We start from the raw sequence: 22,781 nt of genomic DNA on the forward strand, positions 1-22,781 counted from the left end.
CTGATGCCGCCAGTCGACGACTACCCATACCTCCGCACCAGCACTTGCAACCGCTCCCTAGCTGGCGCATTCAACTGTTCAGACTTCGCCATTTCATTGGCCTTCGCAATCAAGCTGCTCTTGCTCGTAGCCTGATTCGCCAGCTTCGCCGGCAGCAAACTCAGCATTGCGAGTTGCACCCCAATCGTCTCGACGTATTCGTCCTGGTACCACTTCCCCTGGCTCTTCTCATAAGCCTGTTCATACCGTTGCAGCATCGGTGGCAGCGTTTGCAGAATTTCGCTCGTGATGCGTTCATTGCCGGGTCCGCCGTTGGCGAGCGCGTAGAACACCATTGCGGCGTTGTCGGCGTTCAGCGATGTGTCTACGCTGCGGCCGCCTTCGTCGCGCAGCCACAGGGGCTCGTCGGGGTAGGCGATCTGGCGTTGTTCGGCGGCGCGCAATGCGTACACGTATTGCGTCAGAAGGCTCGAGCTTTGCACCGCGGGATAAGGCAAGGTCGTTCTGACAACGCTGCTGCATGCAGCAGTAAACACGAGTGCGCTGAGTGCGAGAGCGAGGTGGGGTCGAATGAACGATTGCATTCGGCCAGTGTAAATTTCAGTTACCTGAATAACATCCCATATTCAGGCCAGGCGCCCGGTGGAAACACTTAACTGTTTCCAGTGATCGAGTTGCCCGGCGCGCACTGGCGCCGGGCTTTCTGCGGCCATTGCCGCGTCAGCGCAAAAAAATCCTCAGCGCCCCGCGTGCCGCGCAGCCTCGCTGCGCTGATGCAACTCTTGGGTCTCCAGCGCCAGGTCAGCCACGAGCCACAGCACGTTGTCCAGGTGTTGCGGGCCTGCGCCGTCGTGCCAGTCGATGCCGCCGCCGTAGCAGATCCATGTGAGCGATCTCAGTTGCGCCAGCTTGTTTTCCAGAAGGTCTCTGGGCTCTTGCGCATTGACGTTGGGGGAGGGGGGCGGCGCGGGGCGCCGGGCTATATTCGGTCCAGCCATTTGGTGTGCTCCTTTTTGAGAGTTGGCACGTCACTTGGTCAGACGGCTGAGGTGTTACCGCACCTTGGCCGTCGCCTTTTGGTTCGTTACTTACTTACTTGCTTGCTTGCTTGTTCGTCGATGCGGCGGGTCGGGTGATGCCTTTCATGCCCCCATGGCGGGGTGTTTGGTGACAGGGGCATCCACTCTAGAGAAGAGCGGGGCGGCCCGGCCTGCGGGCGCGCCACTGAGCTTCGATTCGCGCCAACAAATGCAGCTTTTGGCAATTGCGTGATCTGCGCGATTTGCGCGCCATGGCGCCATGCGACCAAGGGCCGCCGCTCAGCCGAAGCGAGTTACAGCCGATACACCGGAGACGCAGAACCGAGGCGGCGCGCTGGAGCGCCAGGCACCGCGCTCCTACGATTGCCGGCGTGCCATCCAACCCACTCCACTCGCCGAAAGAAAGCAAAGAAGAAATGAACTCACCCGTCCAGCGCCGCACCCTGTTGCTCGCCGCCTCCGTGCTGCCGCTCGCCTCCGCCTGCACCGCATGGTCGCAAAAGGGGCCGCAGGCTTCCGCCGAGGCCCAGCTCGCCGAACTCGAACGCTCATGTGGCGGGCGGCTTGGGGTGGTGGCTTTCAATACGGCCAGCGGCGCGCGCCTGCGGCACCGGGCGCATGAACGCTTTCCGTTCTGCAGCACTTTCAAGCTGATGCTGGCGGCCACGGTGCTGGAGCGCAGCGCCAAAGACCCGAGCCTGCTGGCGCGTCGCATCAGCTACGGCAGGGCCGACATCATTCCCAACTCGCCTGTCACTGAAAAGCACGTGGCCGACGGCATGACGGTTGCCGCGTTGTGCGCCGCCACCATTCAGTACAGCGACAACGCGGCCGCCAACCTGCTGATGCAGATGCTGGGCGGCCCGGCCGAGGTGACCGCCTTCGCGCGCACCATCGGCGACCAGGTCTTCAGGCTCGACCGTTGGGAGACCGAGCTCAACACCGCCATTCCAGGCGACCTGCGCGACACCACCACGCCCGCGGCCATGGCCGACAGCGTGCAGCGGCTGGTGCTGGGCGATGCGCTGGCTGGCGCGCAACGCAGCCAGTTGCAGACCTGGCTGCTGGGCAACACGACAAGCGCCGAACGCTTCATGGCCGCCGTGCCGCCGGGCTGGAAGGTGGGGGACAAGACGGGTGCGGGCTCCTACGGCACCAACAACGACGTCGGCGTGATGTGGCCGCCAGCCGGCGCGCCGCTGGTGGTCGCGGTCTACCTGACCTTCCCCGACAAGGATGCGAAGAACCGCAACGACGTGGTGGCTGCCGCGGCGCGCATCGCCGTCGACACGCTCGGGGGCTGATCTGCTCTGAAAGTGCACGAAAGCCGCCGAAAGCAGTCGGCATTGACTCCATTCCTACTACTGCCGAGCCGCTACTCGATTAGCATCGAAAGATCATTTCATTTCGACGCACAAGCATTCGGCAGCGATAAAAAGGAGCGGTCAGCGTGGACAAGTCATACGGGACAGTGGATAACGGCGCGCCCTGCGCGGGCATGGCGCAATGAGCGCCAGGTACTCGACCGCGCCGCCGCCCTATTCCGTGCATCTCGATGGCGACGGTGTCACGCTGCGCGACACCATGGTGGTGCGGCAGGTCTTCCTGAGGTTGATCGAAGACGCGCTCGGGTCGCCGGAGCGCGTGGTCGCCTGTTTTCGTGCGTGGTCGAAGGAGACGGCGCCGGGGAGCGAACTGCTGAACGACCATGAACTGGCCGACGCCCGCGCCTGGCGCCAGAGCTGCGAACAGGCCACCGCCAAGGCGAAGGCGATGCTGTCGTCGCCGAACACGGTGGAATTCGTGTTCGAGCTGGCCTGCTGAGGCCCCGGCCTCACGCCGGGCTGGTGCCGCTTACCTTGCCGAATCCGAACAGCCGCATCGGCGTGTCGAAGAGGATCGCGCGGCGGTCTGCCTCCGAAGGCACGCTGCGCGCGAGCACGCCCAGCAGCGTGCCGTAGTCCAGCCGCCGGGTGGCGCGGATGTTCGGCCAGTCTGAACCCCACAGGCAGTTGGCGGGCCCGAAGGCGGACAGCAGCGCGTCGGTGAAGGGCCGGGCATCCGCGAAGGGCAGCGCCTTGCGCGAGAACTTGTCGTAGCCCGACAGCTTGACGGCGCAGCGCCCGCTGTCGGCCATGCGCAGCAGTGCGTCGAAGCCGGGGCTCGCGAGGCCGCGCGAGAGGTCGGGGCGGCCGTGATGGTCGACCACGATCTGCGCGCCGCAGCCCAGCAGGCGCGGCGCCAGGCCTGCCATCTGGTCGTCCTGCACCTGGACCTGCACGCACATGCCCAGTGCGGCAATGCGTTCCCACAGCGCATCGGCTTGCGCATAGTGCGCAAGGCCCAGCAGCGCCATGTTGAAGGCGATGCCGACCACGCCCTGCGCCTGCAGGTCCTGCAACTGCGAGGCCGATGCGTCGTTGTCCACCACGGCAATGCCCTTGAAGCGATCGCCGCCTCGCCGGATGGCGTCGAGCATGCAGCGGTTGTCGGTGCCATAGCCCGAGTTCGGGCCGACCAGCAGCGCGTGCGACACGCCGTAGGCCGACATCACCTGCATGAAGTAATCGGCGGTGGCGATCTCGCCGCCCGAAGGCGCGTAGAAAACGCCCGGCGCGTACGCAAAGGATTCGGGGTCGAAGATGTGGCAGTGGCAGTCGATCTTCGGGGCGGAAAAAATAGAAGCGTCCATGGGGTGCCGAGTGTGGCATTGCCACGCGGCGGCCGGCACTGCCCCGGCTACAGCACGAACCAGCCGACCGCGATGTAGTGGCTGATCGTGCCCGCCAGCACGAACAGGTGCCAGGCGCCGTGCGCGTGCCGGAAGCCCTGCCGGTTGCGGTAGAAGATGGTGCCCACGGTGTAGAGCACGCCGCCGATCAGCAGCCAGGCCAGCCCGGCACCGTCGAGCCGCGCGGCCAGCGGCACGGCTGCCAGCACGCCGAGCCACCCCATGCCGATGTACAGCGGCAGCGAGGGCTTGGCCGAAGCGCCGGGCTTCGGCGGCCGCAGCTCGCGCCAGATGCCGAACAGCGCCACGCCCCAGATCGCCGAGAGCAGCAGCCAGCCCCATTTGCCATGCAGCGTGACGAGCGCGAAGGGCGTGTAGGTGCCGGCGATCAGCAGGTAGATCGCGCAGTGGTCGGCCCGCTCCCACACGCGCTTGAGGCGGCCGCGCGTGCTGTGGAAGAGCGTGGAGGCCGCGTACAGCGCCACCGCCGAAAGCGAGAACACCAGCGCCCCCGCAATGCGCGCGGGGTCGCCGGTGAGCACGGTCTTGGCGAGCAGCAGCGCGGTGGCCGACAGCGCCAGCAGCAGGCCCAGCAGGTGGCTGTATCCGTTGAGTCGTTCGCCCGGGTACATGGTGCCGTTCAGCCGGTTGCCCGCGCCGCGCCGCGCATCAGCGGCCCGTTTCCTTCAGGTAGGTCTTGCGCGCCGCGACGGCGGTGTTCGCGAAGTCCGAGAACACGCCGTCGATGCCGGCGCGGAAGTACGCCAGGTATTCGGCCGTCGGGTCGCCCTTGTAGATGCCGGCCAGGTACCTGGCTTCGTTGCGGAAGGTGTAGCTGTGCAGGAACAGGCCGGCCTTGTGCGCATCGGCGATGAGGCTGGTGGGCTTGATGGTGTTCACGTCGGCCATGCCCTTGTTGGCCGCGACGAAGGGCACGATGGTGTGCGCCATGACCTGCGGCTTCCACGGGCCGATGCCGTCGGCGTAAGTCTTGATCTCGGCCAGGCCCGCGGGCGTGAGCATTTCGCCGAAGAACTTCGGGTTGCCGGCCAGCGTCCAGCTGTAGGGGCGGCCGTCGACGAAGGTGTATTCGTCGTTGGTCACGTAGATCATCGCGCCGGTCTTGTAGTCGACGTCGTTGCCGTCCACCAGCTGCACCGCGCGCGCCTTCAGGCCGGCCGAGCGCAGGTATTTCAGGCTCTCGGGCTCGAAGCTCTGCACGAAGATCGGCGCGTCCTTCTGGTTCAGGTCGTTGAAGTTCATGACCTTCAGCAGCGCATCTTCCAGCGGATGGCTGCCGGCCGGGCCGCAGCCGTTGGCAATGGCCTGCGCGTTGTTCCAGATCGGGTTCTTGGTTTCCGGATACACGGAGAACGTGCGGCCGGTGGCGGCACCCTTGGCCTTGGCGATGTCGATCAGCTCCTGGAAGCTGATGATCGGCAGCTTGCCGTTGAGGTCGGTGGGGCGCTCGTCCCTTGCGTCGTACGTGGTGCCGCGGATCCACTGGCGCAGCTCGTCCATGGTGAAGTCGGAGATGGACCAGTCGTCCTTGTGTTCCTGGCCGTCGACGACGAGCGACTTCAGCACGGACTTCGGATCGTTCGGGTCGGTCAGGTCGCTCAGGTACTGCGCGGGGCCGTTTTCCGGGATGGCCGGATATTTCACGTTGACGAGCACGCCCGGCACGGTGCGCTTGCGGGCTGCGACGGCGCTGTTGGTCTTGGCCACCTCCGCGATGTTGGTGTTGTCGCTGAGCCAGGGGTTGTGGCGCGCCACCAGCACGCAGTCCTTGGTGAGGTGCAGGTCGGTCTCGAGCGAATCGGCGCCGGCATCGGCCGCGGCTTCGTAGGCGGTCTTGGTTTCTTCCGGGAACAGGCCCGGCAGGCCGCGGTGAGCAATGACGAGCGGCACCGAGCCGTCGAGCGTGCCCAGTGCCGCCGGGGGCGGAGGCGCGGGTGGTGCCGGTGCTGGCGCCGGAGCCGGCGCGGGCGGAAAAGCCGGAATCGAGGGGCCTCCGCCCCCGCCGCCGCCGCACGCGGCAATCATGAGGCCGCCTGCAACGGCCACCAAGGCAGCGCGCATGGGGCGGGGGGCGGGTACGGGCACATTTTTTGTCATTGGTTCTGGCGTCCGTTGCAAGTGGATTGAAAGCTGGCGGATGCTAGGTTTGGCCCATGACGCTACGGTGACCGGCAACCTCCAGGCGATCAGTCCACTTTCAGGCCCGCGTGCCCACCAGCACGGGCTGGAAGAACGCGCCGTCGATGCGCCGCACGTTTTCCAGGCCCGCCTCGCGCATCAGCTCGCACAGCCGCGTGGTCGACACGGCGTAGTAGCGCGAGCGCATCACGCGCGTGCTCACGGCGTGCGTGGCCAGGTCCTCGGTGACGAAGAAGAAGCCCAGGTCGTAGTGCTCGCGCTTGCCGCCGTCCGTGAAGTCCCACACCTGGAACAGCACGTGGCGCAGGCCGTTCTCCACGCGCGCGCCGTAGTGCTTCACGAGGTTGCTGCCGCGCTCTTCCTTCGCGTAGTCGCGCACGCTCACCACGCAGCCGCCGCCCGGGCGCAGGCATGCGGCCATCTGGCGGAAGGTGGCCAGCAGGTCATCGTCGGTATGCAGGTGCGGCATGGAGTTGTCGCAGGACATCACGATGTCGAAGCCGCCGCCGTGGTGCGTGTGCGCCTCGCGCATGTCGCAGACCGAGAACGCCACATCGAGCCCGCGCGCCTGGGCCTCGTGCCGTGCGCGTTCGATCTCCCGGGGCGACAGGTCCGATGCCGTCAGCGCGTGGCCCAGCGCTGCGAGCCCGAGTGTCTGCGTGCCGATGCCGCAGGACACGTCGAGCACCCTGCGCCGCACGCCACCGCCGGGCCACTCGGTATCGATCAGCTGCGCGAGCTTGTCGCCCTGCGCGCGGATGCTCTCGTTCCAGTCGGGATAGATCAGGTGATAGAGCGGGGCGAGTTCGTCGTAGAAGTCGTTGGTCATGCCAGTGCCGCCTCGTAGACCGCGAGGTCGCTCGTCACCCCGCCGCCGCCGAGCAGCGAAGAGTTGGCGGCATTGACGATGGCGTCGACCTGCAGGGTGGTGATGTCGGCGCGAAGGGCGCGAAGGGTGCGAAGCGCGTCGGTCATGGCGTGTTCCTTTCTGGTGCAAGCCCGACGATAGCGCCGCGCGAACCCCAGCAACCCCCAGTCGGGCAAACCCGCTCCCGGTGGCTGCCGCGACTCCTTACGATCCGCTCGCCGGCCCTGCAGCAGTGGCGTCGATCTTGCATGGGGCCGGATTGTTCTCAACCCGAGGGAGACTCGATGAAAAGCTTCTTGCCGTGGCGCCGCGCCGCATTCGCGCTGGCGGCGCTGGGATGCGCAATGGCCGCGCAGGCGCAGCAGGTGCTGCAGTTCAAGTGGGGCCATGTCTACGAGCCCACCAGCATCTTCCATCAGCAGGCCGAACTGGCGGCGCGCAAGATCGCGGAGCAGTCCGACGGCAAGATCAGGATCGAGGTGGTGGCTTCGTCGAAGATGGGGCAGGAGGCCGACTTTCCGCTGATGCTGGCGAACGACTCGATGCAGATCGCCTACGTCGGCGACGCCACGCTGGCCGAGGGCTATCCGCCGCTGAGCCTGGGCAGCTACCCCTTCGCCTTCAAGGATCTCGACCACATGCGCAAGTATCTGGCGAGCCCGTTGCTGGCCGATTTGATGAAGGGCTACAACGAGAAGAGCGGCAACCGCATGGTGGCCACGGTGTACTACGGCGCGCGGCAGGTCACGTCGGCCCGGCCGCTGGCAAGGCCCGAGGACTTCCGCGACCTCCGGCTGTATGTGCCTGCCGCCGCCTCGTACCAGCTCTTCGCCACCGCGCTCGATGCCAAGCCGGTCACGCTGCCTTTCATGAGCCTCTACGGTGCGCTCAAGAAAGGCGAGGTCGAGGCGCAGGAAAACCCGCTGGGCATCGTCAGGTCGAAGAAGCTCTATGAAGTGCAGAAGTACGTGCAGCTCACCGCGCACGTCTACGACACGCTGGGCATCGTGATCGGCAAGGCGGCATGGGCCAGGCTCGCGCCGCCGCAGCAGGCGATGGTCGAGAAAGTGCTCGTGGAGACCGCGAAGTGGACCAACGTCGGCGTGATCGCCGGTGAGCTGGAAGACGAGCAGTTCCTGCGCGGCAAGGGCATGACGGTGACGCCGGTCAATCGCCAGTCGTTCCTCGAACGCATCGCGAAGCGTGCGACGCCGGAACAGCAGGGCGCGCGGCCGGGCGACTACGCCAAGCTGCAGGCACTGGCGGCTGGCGCGAACTGAGACCGCTCAGGGCTGCTCGAAGGCCTGCAGCAGCTGGCTCGACAAGTCGGCGACCAGGGCCTCGCGCTGCGGCGACGGTCGCCAGAAGGCGCGGCTCGTCACGCCGGTCGCTTCCCAGTCGGGGTGGTTGCGCGCGGGCTGCGCGGCGCGCACGGCCGCGGCGGCGGCCTTGGTGGGGGCATCGCCGTCGGCGGGTGCTTCGGCTGCGATGCGCTGCGTGGCCGCATGGCCGCGCACTTCGAGCGCCTGCGCGAGCTTGAGCTGCCATGCGACCAGCGCGAACAGCACGCCGTCTTCGACCGTCAGCTCATGCACGTCGCGCAGCTTGTTGGCGATCTTGCGGCCCAGCGGGCCCCAGCCCTGCGACACCGCGCCACCGATGGCGCCACCCAGCGCAGCGCCCGCACCCAGCGATATGCCGGCCACCGCCAGGTCGGCCACCACGCCCACGGCGGCGCCGATGACCGCGCCCTTGCCCAGGCGCAGGCCGGCGTCCTTCATGGCTTCGGGGCTGAAGAAGTCGAGCGTCCAGCGGCCCTCGATGATCGGCAGCGGTGCTTCGTCGGCGTCGCCCTGGCGAAAGCCGTAGAGCGCGAGCAGGTCGTCGGTGCAACGCTGGGCCTTGTCGAACACGGTCTTCTGCAGCGCCGCGACCAGCGTCTGCCGGCGCGCGGCATCGGCGAATTCGGTCGCCTGCACCGTGCGGCGCACGGCGGCGGCATCGACCAGCAGCGCGGCGATGCGCGTGCAGGCCGAGCGGCGGCGGCCGGCGGCTTCGGCCTGCAGCGAATCGACCACGCCGCGCAGCAGCTCGCGGCGGTCGCGCAGCAGGGTGGCGAGGTCGTTGTACAGGTCCTGCTCGGCACCGACGAACGGCGCTGCCGCGTCGAAGCGCACCTGCACATGCAGGCCGTAGGCCGACAGCAGCTCTTTCCAGGCCGCCTCGCGGCTGGCGGCGTCGCGCACGAAGTTCAGCACCGGCAGCACCGGGCGCGCGCAGGCGTTGAGCAGTTCGATCTCGTCGCGGAACTTGGGCAGCACCGGTTCGCGTACGTCGATGACGAGGAAGGCCGCGTCGATGTCGAGCATGGTGCGCAGCACCTTGGCCTCCTGCTCGAACACGCCGTGTGCCTCCGGGCCTTGCAGGAACTGGCGGATGCGCTCCGGCGGCGTGGCCTGCGGGTCGAAGCGCGCGAGGTGCTCGCGCAGCGCGACGGCGTCTTCGAGGCCCGGCGTGTCGAAGAAGCGCACGGCGGTTTCGTCTTCCACCTCGAGGTCGGCCGACTCGACGTGGCGCGTGGTGCCGGGGCGCTGGGACACCTCGCCGAAGTCGATGCGCCGCGTGAGCGTGCGCAGCAGCGAGGTCTTGCCCGCGTTGGTGTGGCCGACGACCGCGATGCGGACGGGCTGTGGTTGTTGCTGCTGCGTCATGGGGCGGTGGCCTCGTTCGGCCGCAGTGCGATGTCGATGCGCTCGCTGGCGCTGATGCTTTCCAGGCCGCTGTGGCGCAGCCAGTCGAGCCAGCGTTGCGTGGCGGTGGCATCGGCCGGGCCCGCGAGCCACAGGCGGCATTCGCCGCAATGCGCCAGCACTTCGCGCAGGAAGCGTTCGGTGCCGCGGTCGGGGCTCGATGCGGCATTGCAGGCCAGCAGCACGGCGCGCGGGCGGGCATGCGCGAGCCGGTCGAGCAGCGTTCGGCGTGCCGGGGCGCTGCCGTCGATGCGCTCCACGTGCATGGCCGCGTCGGGCGGAATGGTCGCGGGAGGCCAGGGCATGTCGGGCGGCAGCTCGAAGCCGATGACGAAGAGGCCGTCGCGCAGGTCCGATGCGGGCAGCCCGGCAGGCGCGCCGGTGCGCGTGCGGCCCGGGTCGGCATCGACGATGGCGGCGGGCGCCAGCGCGGCGAAGCGCGCGAGCAGCTTGCGGTAGTAGGGCTCGTGCCAGTCGGGCTGCAGCGCCTTGCGTCGGCGCTTCCAGACGGCGGCGCTCAACAGCACCAGCGCGAGGCGCGGCAGCAGGCCATAGACCGTGATGCAGCCGGTGAGCCACAGCGCCCAGGTGCGCTGGCCCGCCGCCGCGGGCGTGGAGGCCAGCACCGTGGCCGCATCCGGCACGGGAAAGCCGATCTGCGCCGGCGCCCAGCCCAGCAGCTGCACGGCCCGCACGAAGAAGGCGGGCTCGAGGATCGTCGTTTCCCAGCTCAGCGTGTAGCTGCGGAATGCGAGTGCGAACAGCATCGAAGCCAGCACCACCGCGAACGACAGTGACCAGATGCCGTGGCTCACGAGCCCGAAGGCCCATGGCAGCAGCCTGGCGCGCGTCAGCAGCCCGGTGATCGAGCGCAGCAGCACCGGCGCCTGCCCGCGCTTGCCGCCGGCCACGCGCGCGGTGAGAGACAGCCAGATCCAGCCGAGCGATGCGGTGCCGAAGGTGCCCGGCGGAAACAGGAGCCCCGCCAGCCACAGCAGCAGCGTGAGCGCATGCAGGCCGAGCAGGCTCACGAGCGCGACGATCACGTTGATGTGGCGCTCGCCGCCGCCGACCACGTTGCCAGCAAGGCCGAGCCCGGCCATCACGATCAGTGCCACGAGCGCCGTCAGCACCCAGGGCGCCCATTGGCGGGCGCGCGAAAGTTCATGCTGCAGCCCTATGCGTTCGCCGAGCTGGCGGGCGCGTTCGGTGATCTGTGCGTGGGGGTCTGTCTTGCGCGAGGCGATGGCGGTGCGCATGGCCTGCGCGTCGTCGAGCGGACCGTTCTGTTCGACCCACCGGATCGCCTCGGTGATCACCGCATCTGTGATGTCAGGTTCGCGCAGCGCGGTGTTGGTCAACAGGGTCCCTTCGCAAGTGAGGCCCCGCACGGTGCCGGGGCGCGCGAATTATGCCCGGCGCGTCGCGGGCTCCCAATGAGAAACGGGGCCGCGAGCGGCCCCGTTCTGCAGGTGTCGGAGTAGGGGGCTTGCCCGGTCTCAGCGAAGGCCGAAGAACGAGAGCACTGCAACCACGACCACGACCAGACCGACGATGTAAATGATGGAATTCACGCGAGACTCCGTTGTTGATGACGACGATGTCAGCATCGCGCTGCGCAGGTTGCGCGAATGTCGGCGGCAGGCGGCGTGTGATGTAGGACTTGCGAAGTGACAAGCCGCACCGCCTGCAGCCCTGATAGCGCGCTCAGCGCTTCCTGTCGGGCCCCAGCGCCTGCTCGACCAGCCAGCGCATCGCCGCGCGAACCTCTTTCGCGTCGGCACCGGCATCGATCTCCAGCGCGGCGCGGTCGAAGGCGGCCGACAGCAGCTGCGAAAGCGCATCGACCGAGACTTCGCCACGCCCCATGCCGGCGCGCGTCAGGCCTTGGCGCAGCGAGTGCGCCGCGTTGGCATCGTCGATCGCCATGATTTCCGCCATGCCCAGCACGGCAGGGCCGTCGACCAGCAGCAGTCGCGTGCGGCCCGGCACGGTCATGGCGTCCAGGTAGGCCTCGCTGCCTTGGAGCAGGGCTTCGCGCGGGCTCAGCCGCTCGGGCGTGGCGGCTTCGATGTCGGCAGCGACGGCCATCGCCTCGCGCGCCAGCACCTGCCGGAACAGGTCGCGCTTGTCCGCGAAGTGGTGGTACAGCGCGCCCCGGGTAATGTCGGCCGCGAGGGCGATTTCGGGGGTGGAGGTGTCGCCGTAGCCCTTGCTGACGAACAGCGCGCGTGCGGCTTCGAGCAGGGCGAGCTGGGTGCTTTCGGTGCGTTCGCGGTTGGTGGCCATGCGGGGTAATTTACATGCAGGCTGTCTGTAGGTTAGTATTTAACATACGTACAGCCTGTATGTTTTATGAAGGAGCCGATTCCATGAAAGTCACGAGCTACTACCCCGTCGTCATGACCGAAGACGTGGCGGGCACCGCCGCCTTCTACCGGTCGCACTTCGGCTTCGTGCCGCTCTTTTCCAGCGACTGGTATGTGCATCTGCAGTTGGAGGGCCAACCTTCGGTGAACCTCGCGGTGCTGGACGGGCGCCACGAGACCATTCCGGAACCGGCGCGCGGGCAGGTGGCGGGCGGCCTGCTGCTGAACTTCGAGGTGGAAGATGCCGATGCAGTGCACGACCGGCTGAAGGCCGCGGGCCTGCCGATTCTTCTCCCGCTGCGCGACGAGGCCTTCGGCCAGCGTCACTTCATCACCCGCGACCCGAACGGCGTGCTGATCGACGTCATCAAGCCGATCCCGCCGTCGGGGGAGTTCGTTGCGCAGTACGAGGCGGGGGCGCTGCCGGCCGCCTGAACGGGATCAGGCGATCAGGCGCGCAGGGCCTCGTCCTCGTCGAGGCTGTCGCCCAGGAAGCCGCCGCTCTGGTGCGCCCACAGCCGCGCATACAGCCCGCCCTGTGCCATCAGCGTGCGGTGGTCGCCTTCTTCCACCACGCGGCCCTCGTCGAGCACGATGAGCCGGTCCATCGCCGCGATGGTCGATAGCCGGTGCGCGATGGCGATCACGGTCTTGCCTTCCATCAGCGTGTAGAGGCTCTGCTGGATGGCGGCCTCCACCTCGGAGTCGAGCGCGCTGGTGGCTTCGTCGAGCAGCAGGATCGGCGCGTCCTTCAGCATCACCCGCGCGATGGCCACGCGCTGGCGCTGGCCGCCCGACAGCTTCACGCCGCGTTCGCCCACGTGCGCCTCGTAGCCGCGACGCCCGCTCGCGTCGCCCAGCGTCTGGATGAATTCATGCGCTTCGGCCCGCTTGGCAGCGGCCTCGATTTCCGCGTGCGTGGCGTCGGGGCGGCCGTAGGCCACGTTGTCGGCCACCGAGCGGTGCATCAGCGAGGTGTCTTGCGTGACCATGCCGATGTGGCTGCGCAGCGAGTCCTGCGTGACGTGCGCGATGTCCTGTCCGTCGATCAGGATGCGGCCGCTTTCCAGGTCATGGAAGCGCAGCAGCAGGTTCACCAGCGTCGACTTGCCCGCGCCCGAGCGGCCCACCAGGCCGATCTTCTCGCCGGGCTTCACGGTGAGGTTCAGGTCGTCGATGACGCGGCGGCCGCCGTCTCCATAGCGGAAGCTCGCATGCTCGAAGCGCACCTCGCCCTGCGGCACCTGGAGCACGGTGGCGTCTGTTGCGTCGAGCACCGTGCGCGGGCGCGACAGCGTCTTCATGCCGTCCTGCACCGTGCCGATGTTCTCGAACAGGCTGGTCATCTCCCACATGATCCAGTGCGACATGCCCTGCAACCGCAGCGCCATCGCGGTGGCCGCTGCCACGGCGCCCACGCCGACCGCGCCGTTGGACCACAGCCACAGCGCCACGCCCGCCATGCCGGCGGTCAGGCCCATGCTCAGCGCGTGGTTGACGATCTCGAAGGCGCTCACCAGCCGCATCTGGCCGTAGCCGGTCTTCATGAACTCGCGCATGGCGTCGCGCGCGAAGCCGGCCTCGCGCTGCGTGTGCGAGAACAGCTTGACGGTCGCGATGTTGGTGTAGGCGTCGGTCACGCGGCCGGTCATGAGGGCGCGGGCGTCGGCCTGCGCCTTGCCGACCTTGCCCAGGCGCGGCACGAAGTAGATCAGCGACACCACGTACAGCACCAGCCAGACCAGGAACGGCCACACCAGCTGCGCGTCGAGCACGCCCACCAGGATGATCATGGTGGCCACGTAGACGCCCATGGCCACGAGCACGTCGGCCAGCACGAAGATGGTCTCGCGCACCGCGAGCGCGGTCTGCATCACCTTGGCCGTGATGCGGCCCGCGAACTCGTCCTGGTAGAAGGCCATGCTCTGGCCCAGCATCAGGCGGTGGAAGTTCCAGCGCAGCCGCATCGGCAGGTTCACGGCCAGCGTCTGGTGCTTGACGATGGTCTGCAGCGCCACCACCCCGATGCTGATCACCAGGAAGGCGGCCAGCCACATCAGCGTGGTGCCGCGCTCTTCCCAGAGGCGCGAGGGCACCTGCCCGCCGAGCCAGTCGACGATGCGCCCGAGGATCGCGAACAGCGCCGCCTCGAAGGTCGACATGACGGCCGTGAGCGCGGCCATGGCCGCGATCTTGCCGCGCACGCCGTGCGTGCAGGCCCAGAGAAAGGCAAAGAAGCCCTGTGGCGGCAGCGAAGGCTCGGCGGCAGGGTAGGGGTGAAGCAGTTTTTCGAAGAAGCGGAACAAGGCGAACGGTCTCCCGGAGAGCCGCTGACTGTAGCCGTGCATGCATGACCTTGCCCCGAAAAGGTGCGTTGTCCACGTGTCGCACGTGGACAGTCCGGCTAGGGTTGTCACTCTCCGGAGGCCGAATCTTTATCGACTATGTTTTGGTGACTTCGCGCTTGCGCGTCGTCGCTGTCGGTCCGACCCAGAAATTTCACAACAACGTTGGAGACGTTTTCCATGCACTTTCGTTTCAAGCTGCTGGCGCTGACCAGCGCGCTCGCCTTCTCGATGGGCGCCCTCGCTGCCGATCCGATCAAGATCGGCGTGGACGGCCCCTTCACCGGAGGCTCGTCCTCCATGGGCGTGAGCATGCGCGACGGCGTTCGCCTGGCCGCGGAGGAGATCAACAAGTCCGGCGGCGTGCTGGGCCGGCAGATCCAGCTGGTCGAGCGCGACGACGAAGCCAAGAACGAGCGCGGCGTGCAGATCGCCCAGGAGTTCGTGAACAAGGAAAAGGTGGTGGCCGCCGTGGGCTACATCAACACCGGCGTGGCGCTGGCCTCGCAGCGCTTCTTCCAGGAGGCGAAGATCCCGGTGCTCAACAACGTGGCCACGGGCTCGGTCATCACCCACCAGTTCGACAAGGACCCGGAGAACTACGTCTTCCGCAATGCCGCGCACGACAGCATCCAGGCGCCGATGATCGTGGAAGAGGCCATCACGCGGCGCGGCTACAAGAAGGTCGCGATCCTGGCCGACTCCACCAATTACGGCCAGCTGGGCCGCGAAGACCTGGAGCGCGCGCTCAAGAACAAGGGCATCACGCCCGTGGCGGTCGAGAAATTCAACATCAAGGACGTCGACATGACGGCCCAGCTGCTGAAGTCGAAGGAAGCCGGCGCCGAGGCCGTGCTCACCTACGGCATCGGCCCCGAGCTGGCCCAGATCGCCAACGGCATGACCAAGCTGGGCTGGAAGGTGCCGATCATCGGCAGCTGGACGCTGGCCATGGCCAACTTCATCGACAACGCCGGCCCCGGCGGCGACGGCGCGCGCATGCCGCAGACCTTCATCCAGGAGCCGACGAACCCCAAGCGCAAGGCCTTCATCGACGCCTTCGTCGGCAAGTTCAAGCCCAAGAACAACCGCATGGATTCACCGGTGTCGGCGGCGCAGGGCTACGACTCCATCTACCTGCTGGCCGCCGCGATCAAGCAGGCCGGCAGCACCGACGGCCCGAAGATCAAGGCCGCGCTGGAAGACCTGAAGGCGCCGGTCGAAGGCGTGGTGACGACCTACAACAAGCCTTTCACCAAGACCGACCATGACGCCATCACCGCCAACATTCCGGTGTTCGGCGAGGTCAAGGGCGGTCGCGTGGTGTTCGCCAACGCAGACGACCAGAAGAACGCCGGCACCGTCCGCCTGAAGGACGTGGCGGCCAACGACGCGCTGCTGAAGAAGTAGCCGCCGGATCGAGCGTCGGCGCCGCCCCGGGACCTGTTCCTGCGGCGGCGCATTTTTTGGTCCACCGCCTCCTGCGAGCCGCCATGCAAATCCTTACCCAACTCATATTCAGCGGCATTGCGCTGGGCATGATCTACGCCGTCATCGCGTTCGGCTATCAGCTCACCTTCGCCACTTCGGACACACTGAACTTCGGCCAGGGCAACGCCCTCATGCTAGGCGCGATGGTCGGCCTCACGCTGGTGAACATGGGGCTGAACTACTGGCTGATGATCCCGCTGGTGTGCCTGTTCGGCGCCTTCCAGGGGGCCGTGGTGGAGCGCATCGCGGTGCGCCCCGCGATCAAGATCAAGTCGGAGTTCGGCTGGATCATGTCCACCATCGCGCTGGGCATCATCTTCACCAACGTGGCAGAGAACGTCTGGGGGCGCGACGACCTGAAGTTCCCGTCGCCGCTGCCGGAGTCTCCGATGCACTTCCTGGGCGCCAACGTGCTGCCGATGGAAATACTGGTGGTCGTCGGCGCGCTGCTCATGATGCTGGCGGTGGAGCTGTTCAACCGCCGCTCGATCTACGGCAAGGCGGTGGTCGCCACCTTCAACGACCGCGACGCCGCCAAGCTCATGGGCATCAACACCGGACTGGTCATCACCTTCTCGTATGCGCTGTCGTCCATGACGGCGGCCTTTGCCGGCGTGCTGATCGCGCCGCTCACGCTGACCGGCGCCTCGATGGGCGCGGTGCTCGGCCTGAAGGCATTCGCGGTCGCCATCATCGGCGGGCTGACCAGCGGCATGGGCATCGTGGTGGGCGGGATCATCCTGGGCATTGCCGAGACCAACACCGGCTTCTACCTGAGCACCGGCTACAAGGACGTGCCCGGGCTGGTGCTGCTGCTGATCGTGCTGGCCGTGCGCCCGTCGGGCCTGTTCGGCAAGGCCGCCATCAAGAAGGTGTGAGCGCGTGGCCATGAATTCCGAAAAAATGAAAACCAGCCATCTCCTCCTGGCGGTAGCGGGCGTGGCGGCGCTGCTGCTGTTCCCGATCGGCGTCGACAACCCGTACTACATCCACCTGCTCGAGACCATCATGATCTACGCGATCCTGCTGTTCGGGCTGGACATCGTGGTGGGCTACACCGGCCAGGTCTCGCTGGGCCACGCGGGCCTGTTCGGCCTGGGCGCCTATGCGGCCGGCGTGCTGGTGTTCAAGCTGTCGGCGCCGTTCTGGATCACGGTGCCGTTCGCCATCGTGTTCACGGCCGGCTTCGGCGCGCTGCTGGCGTTGCCGGCGCTGCGCGTGTCGGGGCCTTACCTGGCGATGGTCACGCTGGCCTTCGGCACCATCATCCAGATCCTCATCAACGAGATGAGCTTCCTGACCGACGGGCCGATGGGCATCAAGCTGGAGAAGCCCGCGCTCTTCGGCCACAAGCTCGACGACCGCGAGTACTACTGGGTGGTGGCGGTGCTGATGGTGCTCTCGCTGGTGGTGGTGCACCGCATCCTGCGCTCGCACCTGGGGCGGGCCTTCGAGGCGCTGCGCGGCAGCCCGGTGGCATCGGACTGCATGGGCGTGTCGGTGTACCGCTACAAGGTCTATGCCTTCGTCATCAGCGCCGGCTTTGCCGGGCTGGCGGGCTGCCTGTATGCGTACTCCGAGCAGTACATCTCGCCAAACTCGTACAACTTCGAGCTCACCGTGCTGTTCCTGCTGGCGGTGATCATGGGCGGGCGCAAGAGCCGCATCGGCTCCATGCTGGGCGCCACCATCATCGTGCTGCTGCCCAAGCTGCTGGACGACGTGGTGCTGTTCCGCTACGTGTCGGTGGGGCTGGCCGTGGCGGTGCTGGTGGCGGCGGTGGTCGCCGTGCGGCGCCAGCGCGCCACGCCCGGGCAGATGGCCATTCCGGTGGTCGGCAGCATCGCGCTGGCGGGCCTGGCCTTCTGGCTGGACGCAATGACCGACTGGCGGCTGTCGATCTTCGGCGTGATCATGCTGTTCGTCATCTACTACCTGCAGGACGGCATCGTCGGCTTCGTGCGCAAGGCGCTGAACATGCGCCGGCCCGTGGCGTCGGTGGTGGCGTCGGATGTCGACGCGGCGCCGGCCGACGCGGTGTCCACCGCGGCCCATGCCGGCGGCACCGAAGACGTGCTGGAGGCCTCGGGCGTGCTGATGCAGTTCGGCGGCCTGAAGGCGCTCAACAACGTCGACCTGCGCATCAAGCGCGGCACCATCCACGGCCTGATCGGGCCCAACGGTTCGGGCAAGAGCACCATGATGAACGTGCTGACCGGCATCTACGTGCCGACGGCCGGCGCCATCTCCTTCGGCGGGCGTTCGCTGGTGGGGCGCACCTCGGCGGACATCGCGCTGTCGGGCATCGCGCGCACCTTCCAGAACGTGCAGTTGTTCGGCGAGATGACGGCGCTGCAGAACGTGCAGGTCGGCCTGCACCACAGCTTTGCCAGCAACCTGCTCGACGTGGCGGCCGGTACGCCGCGCTACCGGCGCGAGAGCGCAGCCGCGGTGCAGCGCGGGCTGGGGCTGCTGAAGTTCGTCGGCCTGGAGTCGTTTGCCACCGAGGAGGCGCGCAACCTGCCCTACGGCAAGCAGCGCCTGCTGGAAATCGCGCGGGCGCTGGCGCTCGACCCGCAACTGCTGCTGCTCGACGAGCCGGCCGCCGGGCTGACCGCGCCCGACATCAAGGAGCTGCTCACCATCATCCGCAAGATCCGCGAGCACGGCGTGACCGTGATCCTGATCGAGCACCACATGGACGTGGTGATGAGCATGTGCGACACCGTCTCGGTGCTCGACTTCGGCCAGAAGATCGCCGAAGGCGAGCCGGCCAGGGTGCAGGCCGACGAGAAGGTGATCGAGGCCTATCTGGGCGGCGGCGCATGACGGGCGCCGGCAACGCAAGACCAGGAACCCCAACATGCTGACCATCCAGAATCTTTTTGCGGGCTACGGCAAGGTGCAGGTGCTGCACGGCATTTCGATCGAGGTGCCCAAGGGCAAGGTCGTGACGCTGATCGGCTCCAACGGCGCCGGCAAGACCACCACCATGCGCGCCGTGTCGGGAATGATCGCGCCCACGGCCGGCGAGATCACGCTCAACGGCAAGCGCATCGACGGCCTGGAGTCGTTCCACATCGCCAAGCAGGGCCTGGCGCATTCGCCCGAAGGCCGGCGCGTGTTCGCGACCATGACCGTCACCGACAACCTCACGCTGGGCGCCTTCCCGCGCCTGACCGGCAGCCGCCCGCGCGGCGACGTGGCGGGCGACCTGGAGCGCGCGCTCGAACTCTTTCCGCGCCTGAAGGAGCGCCGCACGCAGCTGGCCGGCACGCTGTCGGGCGGCGAGCAGCAGATGCTGGCCATGGCCCGCGCGGTGATGCTGAACCCCGAGGTGGTGCTGCTCGACGAGCCTTCGATGGGCCTGGCGCCGATCCTGGTGGCCGAGGTGTTCCGCATCATCGAGCGGCTCAAGGGCGAGGGCGTGACGATGCTGCTGGTGGAGCAGTTCGCCGCAGCCGCGCTCGGCGTGGCCGACTACGGCTATGTGCTGGAGAACGGGCGCATTTCGCTGCACGGGCCGGCGGAGAAATTGCGCAGCGACCCGGCGGTGAAGGCCGCCTACTTGGGGGGTGGGCATTAGGTGCCGGCCGCTAGACTCCCCGCGTGAAACCTGAAGGAACCGACACCCCCGCGCCTGGCATCTTGCGGAGACCGCCATGGACCGCATGACCAGCCTGCGCGTGTTCCGCGAAGTCGTCGAAGCCGGCAGCTTCGTGGCTGCCGCCGAGCGGCTGGGCATGTCGCCGCCGATGGCCAGCAAGCATGTGGCGCAGCTGGAGAAATCGCTCGGCGCGCGGCTGCTGCATCGCTCCAGCCGCCACCTGAGCCTGACCGAGGCGGGCACCGCCTGGTATGAGCAGAGCCGCCGCGCGCTCGACCTGCTGGACGCCGCCGAGGCCGCCATCGGCCAGACCCACGACACGCCGCGCGGCCAGCTCAAGGTGAGCGCGCCCGTGTGGTGCGCCACGCCGCGCTTCGCGCGCATGCTGGCCGACTACCGCGCCCGGTACCCCGAAGTGCTGGTCGACATGCACCTGGAAAACCGCAAGGTCGATCTCGCGGCCGACGGCTACGACCTGGCCCTGCGCGCGACGCAGGAGCCGTCGCCGGCGCTCATCGCGCGGCCGCTGTGCAGCGTGCCTTTCCACTTGGTCGGCACGCCGGCCTGCGTCGAGCGGGCAGGCGGGTTGCCCGCGCTGCCGGCCGACCTGGCGAGGCTGGGCGCCATCGTGCCGAGCTACGTGAACCTGGACAACCTCGCGCTCAAGGGGCCGGGCGGGCGCATGTTCCCGTTGCGGCTGGCGCCGGCCATGCGCTCCGACGACACCACGCTCACGCTGCATGCGGTGCGGGCGGACATGGGCATCGCCTACATGCCCTCGTGGCTGGTCGAAGAAGACATTGCCACCGGGCGGCTGCTGCGGCTGCTGGCGGAGTTCCATTCCGTGCCGGTCACGCTGTTTGCGGTGTACACGAGCCGGCAGTACATGTCGTCGAAGCTGCGGACCTTCATCGACTTTCTGAGCGAGCGGCTTGGGTAGGGCGGCCCACCAAAACTGCCGCTTCAATGTTTCCTGCAAGGAACTGATTCGATGCATCGGCGCCTGTCGATTTCCTCGCAGGAAATGTCTACAGTCGATGCAACGCTTTCAAGGAGCATCGACTTGACCCACGACGACACCCCCACCTCGCGCCTGCCGACCTATTTCATTTCCCACGGCGGCGGCCCCTGGCCCTGGATGAAGAAGGAAATGGGCGCCACCTACGACAAGCTCGCCGCCTCGCTGGCCGACATGCCGCGCCAGATCGGCCGCAAGCCGAGTGCCATCCTCATGGTATCGGCGCACTGGGAGGCGCCCGCCTTCACGGTGCAGGGCAACCCCAAGCCGCCGATGATCTACGACTACGGCGGCTTCCCCGCCCACACCTACGAAGTGCACTACGACTCGCCCGGTTCGCCGGAACTCGCGCAGCGCGTGCATTCGCTGATCGCAGCAGCCGGCCTGCCGGTGCAGATCGACCCCGAGCGCGGCTACGACCACGGCATGTTCTCGCCGATGGCGGCCATCTATCCGCAGGCCGACGTGCCGGTGGTGCAACTGTCGCTGCGGCGCGGGCTTGACCCGGCCGAGCACCTGGCGCTGGGCCGCGCCATTGCACCGCTGCGCGACGAGAACGTGCTGATCGTCGGCAGCGGCCTGAGCTATCACAACCTGCGCAACTTCGGCCCGCAGGCGCACGGCGTCTCGAAGGCCTTCGACGACTGGCTCGACGAAGCGGTGGTGAAAAGCGACGCCGCCGGGCGCAGCGCGCAGCTGCTCGACTGGGCTTCAGCGCCCGCGGCGCGCATGGCGCACCCGCGCGAAGAGCATCTGATTCCGCTGATGGTGGCTGTTGGTGCAGCCGAGAGCGAAGCCGGCGAGCGGGTCTATCACGAAGACGCCTTCATGGGCGGGCTCGTGGTGTCGAGCTTCCGCTTCGGCGCCTGAGGGCTCAACTGCGGCGCACGCCGTCGGCATCCACCAGCCCGACGCGCGTCTGCCGCCCCCAGGTTCCGCGCCCGGTCAGGAAGCTCCACCACCCCCAGGCCGCGCCCGTGTGCCGCAGGATCTGGAAGGTGAAGGGCTCCACCAGCGCCGCCAGGAACGCCTGCGCCATGTTGGCCTCGCTCTGCTGGCCGATCCATCGGCGGTACAGGAACACCGACCACAGGTGGAAGACCAGGTCGAGCACGATCTTCGCGCCGATCACGCCGGCCACCGGCGCCAGCACGCCGAAGTTGCCGCGCACCAGGTACATCAGCAGCAGGCCGAAGGCGGCCAGTCCGTAGAGCGGCTGCAGCGTGTCGATGGCCTTCACCGGCAGCATGGCGATGCCGAGCCAGCCATAGCGCCGGTCGCCGACCATTGCGCGATACCAGTACTGGGTCTGCAGGAAGCCGCCGAACCAGCGGCGGCGCTGGCGCAGGAAGGCGCCGGTGCTGCTGGGCGCGTCGGTGTGGGCCTGCGCGTCGCCGAGCACGCGCACGGTCCATGGCAGGCCGTGGGCCTGGGCGTGCCGGTGCAGGCGGTGAATGAGTTCGTAGTCTTCGACCAGGCAGTCGGTGTCGAAGCCGCCCACGGCCCGCACCGCATCGGTGCGAAAGCCGGCAAAGGCGCCCGAGATCAGCAGCAGGCCGTTGACGCGCATCCACGCATAGCGCGACAGGAAGTTGCGGATGTACTCGTACGTCTGGAACCACTGGAAGCAGCGCCCGGCCAGCGTGCGGCTGCACACCGGCGTGATGACGCCGGTGGCGGCCACGAGGTCGGGCTCTTCCGAAAAAGCGCGTCGGACCGCGCCGATGGCCTTGCTGTCGAGCAGCGTGTCGCCGTCCACAGTGAGCACGGTGTCGGTGTCGATGCACAGGATGGCCGCGTTCAGCGCCACCGCCTTGCCGCCGTGCGGCAGCCGCAGCCAGTAGAGCGCCGGGTGCGTGGCGCTGGCTGCGCTCAGTTCGCCTAGGGCCGGCGCGACCAGGCCGTAGCGCGTGGTGAGAAGCTCGGCGGTGCCGTCGCTCGAGCCGTCGTCGGCGATCACGATGCGGTCGGGTACGTCGGTCTGGCCGAGCAGGGCGGCCAGCGTGACGGGCAGCACGGCGGATTCGTTGTGCGAGGCGACGATCACGCCCAGCGTGGTGCGGCGGCCGGTGACGGCCGGCTGGGAAGGAGGGCGGGGGCGCAGGATCGGCAGTGTCATCCAGCCCACGAACAGCAGCAGCACCGTGTCGTAGACCACATAGGCCACGCCCACCGACCAGGCGCCGACGTTGCCGACGCGGAAGGCCATGGCGAAGAGCAGCCCCCACAGCACGAGCACGCCGCCGTGGATCAGCCAGCTTCGCAGCGGCGTGGCGGGGGGGGACAGGCGCGGCGATGCGGCCAGGAACGCGGAATGAAGGGAATTGTTCAAGAGAAGATGCCTGGGCGACGAACTGTCTTACGCAAGAACATGGTCGGTGGTTTCGCAAAGGCCCGGATAC

21 protein-coding genes and 1 pseudogene are annotated in these 22,781 nt (G+C 67.7%); 10 read left to right on the forward strand and 12 right to left on the reverse strand.

Translation table 11 applies throughout. The annotated features are described in order from the left end of the window. Nucleotides 1-20 precede the first annotated feature (20 nt). Both WIX39_RS14485 and WIX39_RS14490 read right to left on the reverse strand, forming a co-directional pair. Nucleotides 21-584 (reverse strand): hypothetical protein, encoded by a 564-nt coding sequence (locus WIX39_RS14485; RefSeq protein WP_409195278.1) that lies wholly within the window; start codon nt 582-584, stop codon nt 21-23. 153 nt (nt 585-737) lie between these two features. Further along, entirely contained in the window at nt 738-998 is a 261-nt protein-coding gene (locus WIX39_RS14490; RefSeq protein WP_409195279.1) for a hypothetical protein, read from the reverse strand. A 458-nt stretch (nt 999-1,456) separates the two neighbouring features. On the opposite strand from WIX39_RS14490, the gene bla reads away from it, so the two are divergent. Next, nucleotides 1,457-2,344, forward strand: coding sequence for a class A beta-lactamase (bla, locus tag WIX39_RS14495; RefSeq protein WP_409195280.1), 888 nt, complete (start codon nt 1,457-1,459; stop codon nt 2,342-2,344). A gap of 202 nt (nt 2,345-2,546) precedes the next feature. Next, nucleotides 2,547-2,864 (forward strand): hypothetical protein, encoded by a 318-nt coding sequence (locus tag WIX39_RS14500; RefSeq protein ID WP_081266698.1) that lies wholly within the window; start codon nt 2,547-2,549, stop codon nt 2,862-2,864. 10 nt (nt 2,865-2,874) lie between these two features. On the opposite strand, the gene WIX39_RS14505 is transcribed toward WIX39_RS14500, so the two are convergent. From WIX39_RS14505 to WIX39_RS14525, 5 genes and pseudogenes are all read right to left on the reverse strand, one after another. Beyond that, nucleotides 2,875-3,732: an amidohydrolase family protein gene (locus WIX39_RS14505; RefSeq protein WP_409195281.1), complete on the reverse strand. Its 858-nt coding sequence runs from the start codon at nt 3,730-3,732 to the stop codon at nt 2,875-2,877. Between the two features lie 47 nt (nt 3,733-3,779). Further along, the gene (trhA, locus tag WIX39_RS14510) at nt 3,780-4,403 is read right to left on the reverse strand and encodes a PAQR family membrane homeostasis protein TrhA (protein WP_409195282.1); all 624 of its coding nucleotides are present in this window, start codon (nt 4,401-4,403) and stop codon (nt 3,780-3,782) included. Nucleotides 4,404-4,440: 37 nt separating this feature from the next. After that, nucleotides 4,441-5,853 (reverse strand): glycerophosphodiester phosphodiesterase family protein, encoded by a 1,413-nt coding sequence (locus tag WIX39_RS14515; RefSeq protein ID WP_409195283.1) that lies wholly within the window; start codon nt 5,851-5,853, stop codon nt 4,441-4,443. A gap of 136 nt (nt 5,854-5,989) precedes the next feature. Next, entirely contained in the window at nt 5,990-6,760 is a 771-nt protein-coding gene (locus tag WIX39_RS14520; protein ID WP_409195284.1) for a class I SAM-dependent methyltransferase, read from the reverse strand. A 5-nt stretch (nt 6,761-6,765) separates the two neighbouring features. Then, nucleotides 6,766-6,906, reverse strand: a pseudogene (locus WIX39_RS14525) (O-acetyl-ADP-ribose deacetylase); the annotation flags it as partial. A 177-nt stretch (nt 6,907-7,083) separates the two neighbouring features. Between WIX39_RS14525 and WIX39_RS14530 the strand changes: the two are divergent. Beyond that, complete coding sequence (locus WIX39_RS14530) at nt 7,084-8,079, forward strand: sialic acid TRAP transporter substrate-binding protein SiaP (RefSeq protein ID WP_409195285.1); 996 nt, start codon at nt 7,084-7,086, stop codon at nt 8,077-8,079. Nucleotides 8,080-8,085: 6 nt separating this feature from the next. Here the strand turns inward: WIX39_RS14530 and WIX39_RS14535 are convergent, their stop codons facing one another. The 3 genes from WIX39_RS14535 to WIX39_RS14545 all read right to left on the reverse strand — a co-directional run bounded on the left by WIX39_RS14535 (nt 8,086) and on the right by WIX39_RS14545 (nt 11,838). Beyond that, nucleotides 8,086-9,510, reverse strand: a complete 1,425-nt coding sequence (locus WIX39_RS14535; protein WP_081266703.1) for a GTPase/DUF3482 domain-containing protein — start codon at nt 9,508-9,510, stop codon at nt 8,086-8,088. Beyond that, nucleotides 9,507-10,910 (reverse strand): DUF2868 domain-containing protein, encoded by a 1,404-nt coding sequence (locus WIX39_RS14540; protein ID WP_409195286.1) that lies wholly within the window; start codon nt 10,908-10,910, stop codon nt 9,507-9,509. The genes WIX39_RS14535 and WIX39_RS14540 overlap by 4 nt, the downstream gene beginning before the upstream one ends. A 346-nt stretch (nt 10,911-11,256) precedes the next feature. Further along, a complete protein-coding gene (locus tag WIX39_RS14545; RefSeq protein ID WP_409195287.1) occupies nt 11,257-11,838 on the reverse strand; it encodes a TetR/AcrR family transcriptional regulator in 582 nt (193 codons plus the stop codon). 83 nt (nt 11,839-11,921) lie between these two features. Between WIX39_RS14545 and WIX39_RS14550 the strand changes: the two genes are divergently transcribed. After that, on the forward strand, nt 11,922-12,353 hold the full coding sequence (locus WIX39_RS14550; protein WP_081266706.1) for a VOC family protein: 432 nt from the start codon (nt 11,922-11,924) through the stop codon (nt 12,351-12,353). A gap of 14 nt (nt 12,354-12,367) precedes the next feature. On the opposite strand, the gene WIX39_RS14555 is transcribed toward WIX39_RS14550, so the two are convergent. Continuing rightward, nucleotides 12,368-14,224 carry an ABC transporter ATP-binding protein gene (locus WIX39_RS14555; protein ID WP_199851930.1) on the reverse strand — a complete coding sequence of 619 codons (1,857 nt, stop codon included), beginning with the start codon at nt 14,222-14,224 and terminating at the stop codon, nt 12,368-12,370. Between the two features lie 219 nt (nt 14,225-14,443). Between WIX39_RS14555 and WIX39_RS14560 the strand changes: the two genes are divergently transcribed. From WIX39_RS14560 to WIX39_RS14585, 6 genes are all read left to right on the forward strand, one after another. Continuing rightward, nucleotides 14,444-15,673: an ABC transporter substrate-binding protein gene (locus WIX39_RS14560; RefSeq protein WP_081266708.1), complete on the forward strand. Its 1,230-nt coding sequence runs from the start codon at nt 14,444-14,446 to the stop codon at nt 15,671-15,673. 83 nt (nt 15,674-15,756) lie between these two features. After that, nucleotides 15,757-16,632: a branched-chain amino acid ABC transporter permease gene (locus tag WIX39_RS14565; protein WP_409195288.1), complete on the forward strand. Its 876-nt coding sequence runs from the start codon at nt 15,757-15,759 to the stop codon at nt 16,630-16,632. A gap of 25 nt (nt 16,633-16,657) precedes the next feature. Continuing rightward, complete coding sequence (locus WIX39_RS14570) at nt 16,658-18,583, forward strand: branched-chain amino acid ABC transporter ATP-binding protein/permease (protein WP_409195289.1); 1,926 nt, start codon at nt 16,658-16,660, stop codon at nt 18,581-18,583. 34 nt (nt 18,584-18,617) lie between these two features. Next, nucleotides 18,618-19,340, forward strand: a complete 723-nt coding sequence (locus WIX39_RS14575) for an ABC transporter ATP-binding protein (protein ID WP_081266711.1) — start codon at nt 18,618-18,620, stop codon at nt 19,338-19,340. 76 nt (nt 19,341-19,416) lie between these two features. Beyond that, nucleotides 19,417-20,301, forward strand: coding sequence for a LysR family transcriptional regulator (locus tag WIX39_RS14580; RefSeq protein ID WP_409195290.1), 885 nt, complete (start codon nt 19,417-19,419; stop codon nt 20,299-20,301). Between the two features lie 123 nt (nt 20,302-20,424). Beyond that, nucleotides 20,425-21,249: a DODA-type extradiol aromatic ring-opening family dioxygenase gene (locus tag WIX39_RS14585; protein WP_409195291.1), complete on the forward strand. Its 825-nt coding sequence runs from the start codon at nt 20,425-20,427 to the stop codon at nt 21,247-21,249. A gap of 4 nt (nt 21,250-21,253) precedes the next feature. Here WIX39_RS14585 and WIX39_RS14590 read toward each other — a convergent pair whose 3' ends face one another. Then, nucleotides 21,254-22,711, reverse strand: coding sequence for a glycosyltransferase family 2 protein (locus tag WIX39_RS14590; RefSeq protein ID WP_409195292.1), 1,458 nt, complete (start codon nt 22,709-22,711; stop codon nt 21,254-21,256). Between the last annotated feature and the right edge of the window lie 70 nt (nt 22,712-22,781).

Source organism: Variovorax sp. AB1(2024), from assembly GCF_037482385.2.
GTDB lineage: Bacteria > Pseudomonadota > Gammaproteobacteria > Burkholderiales > Burkholderiaceae_C > Variovorax.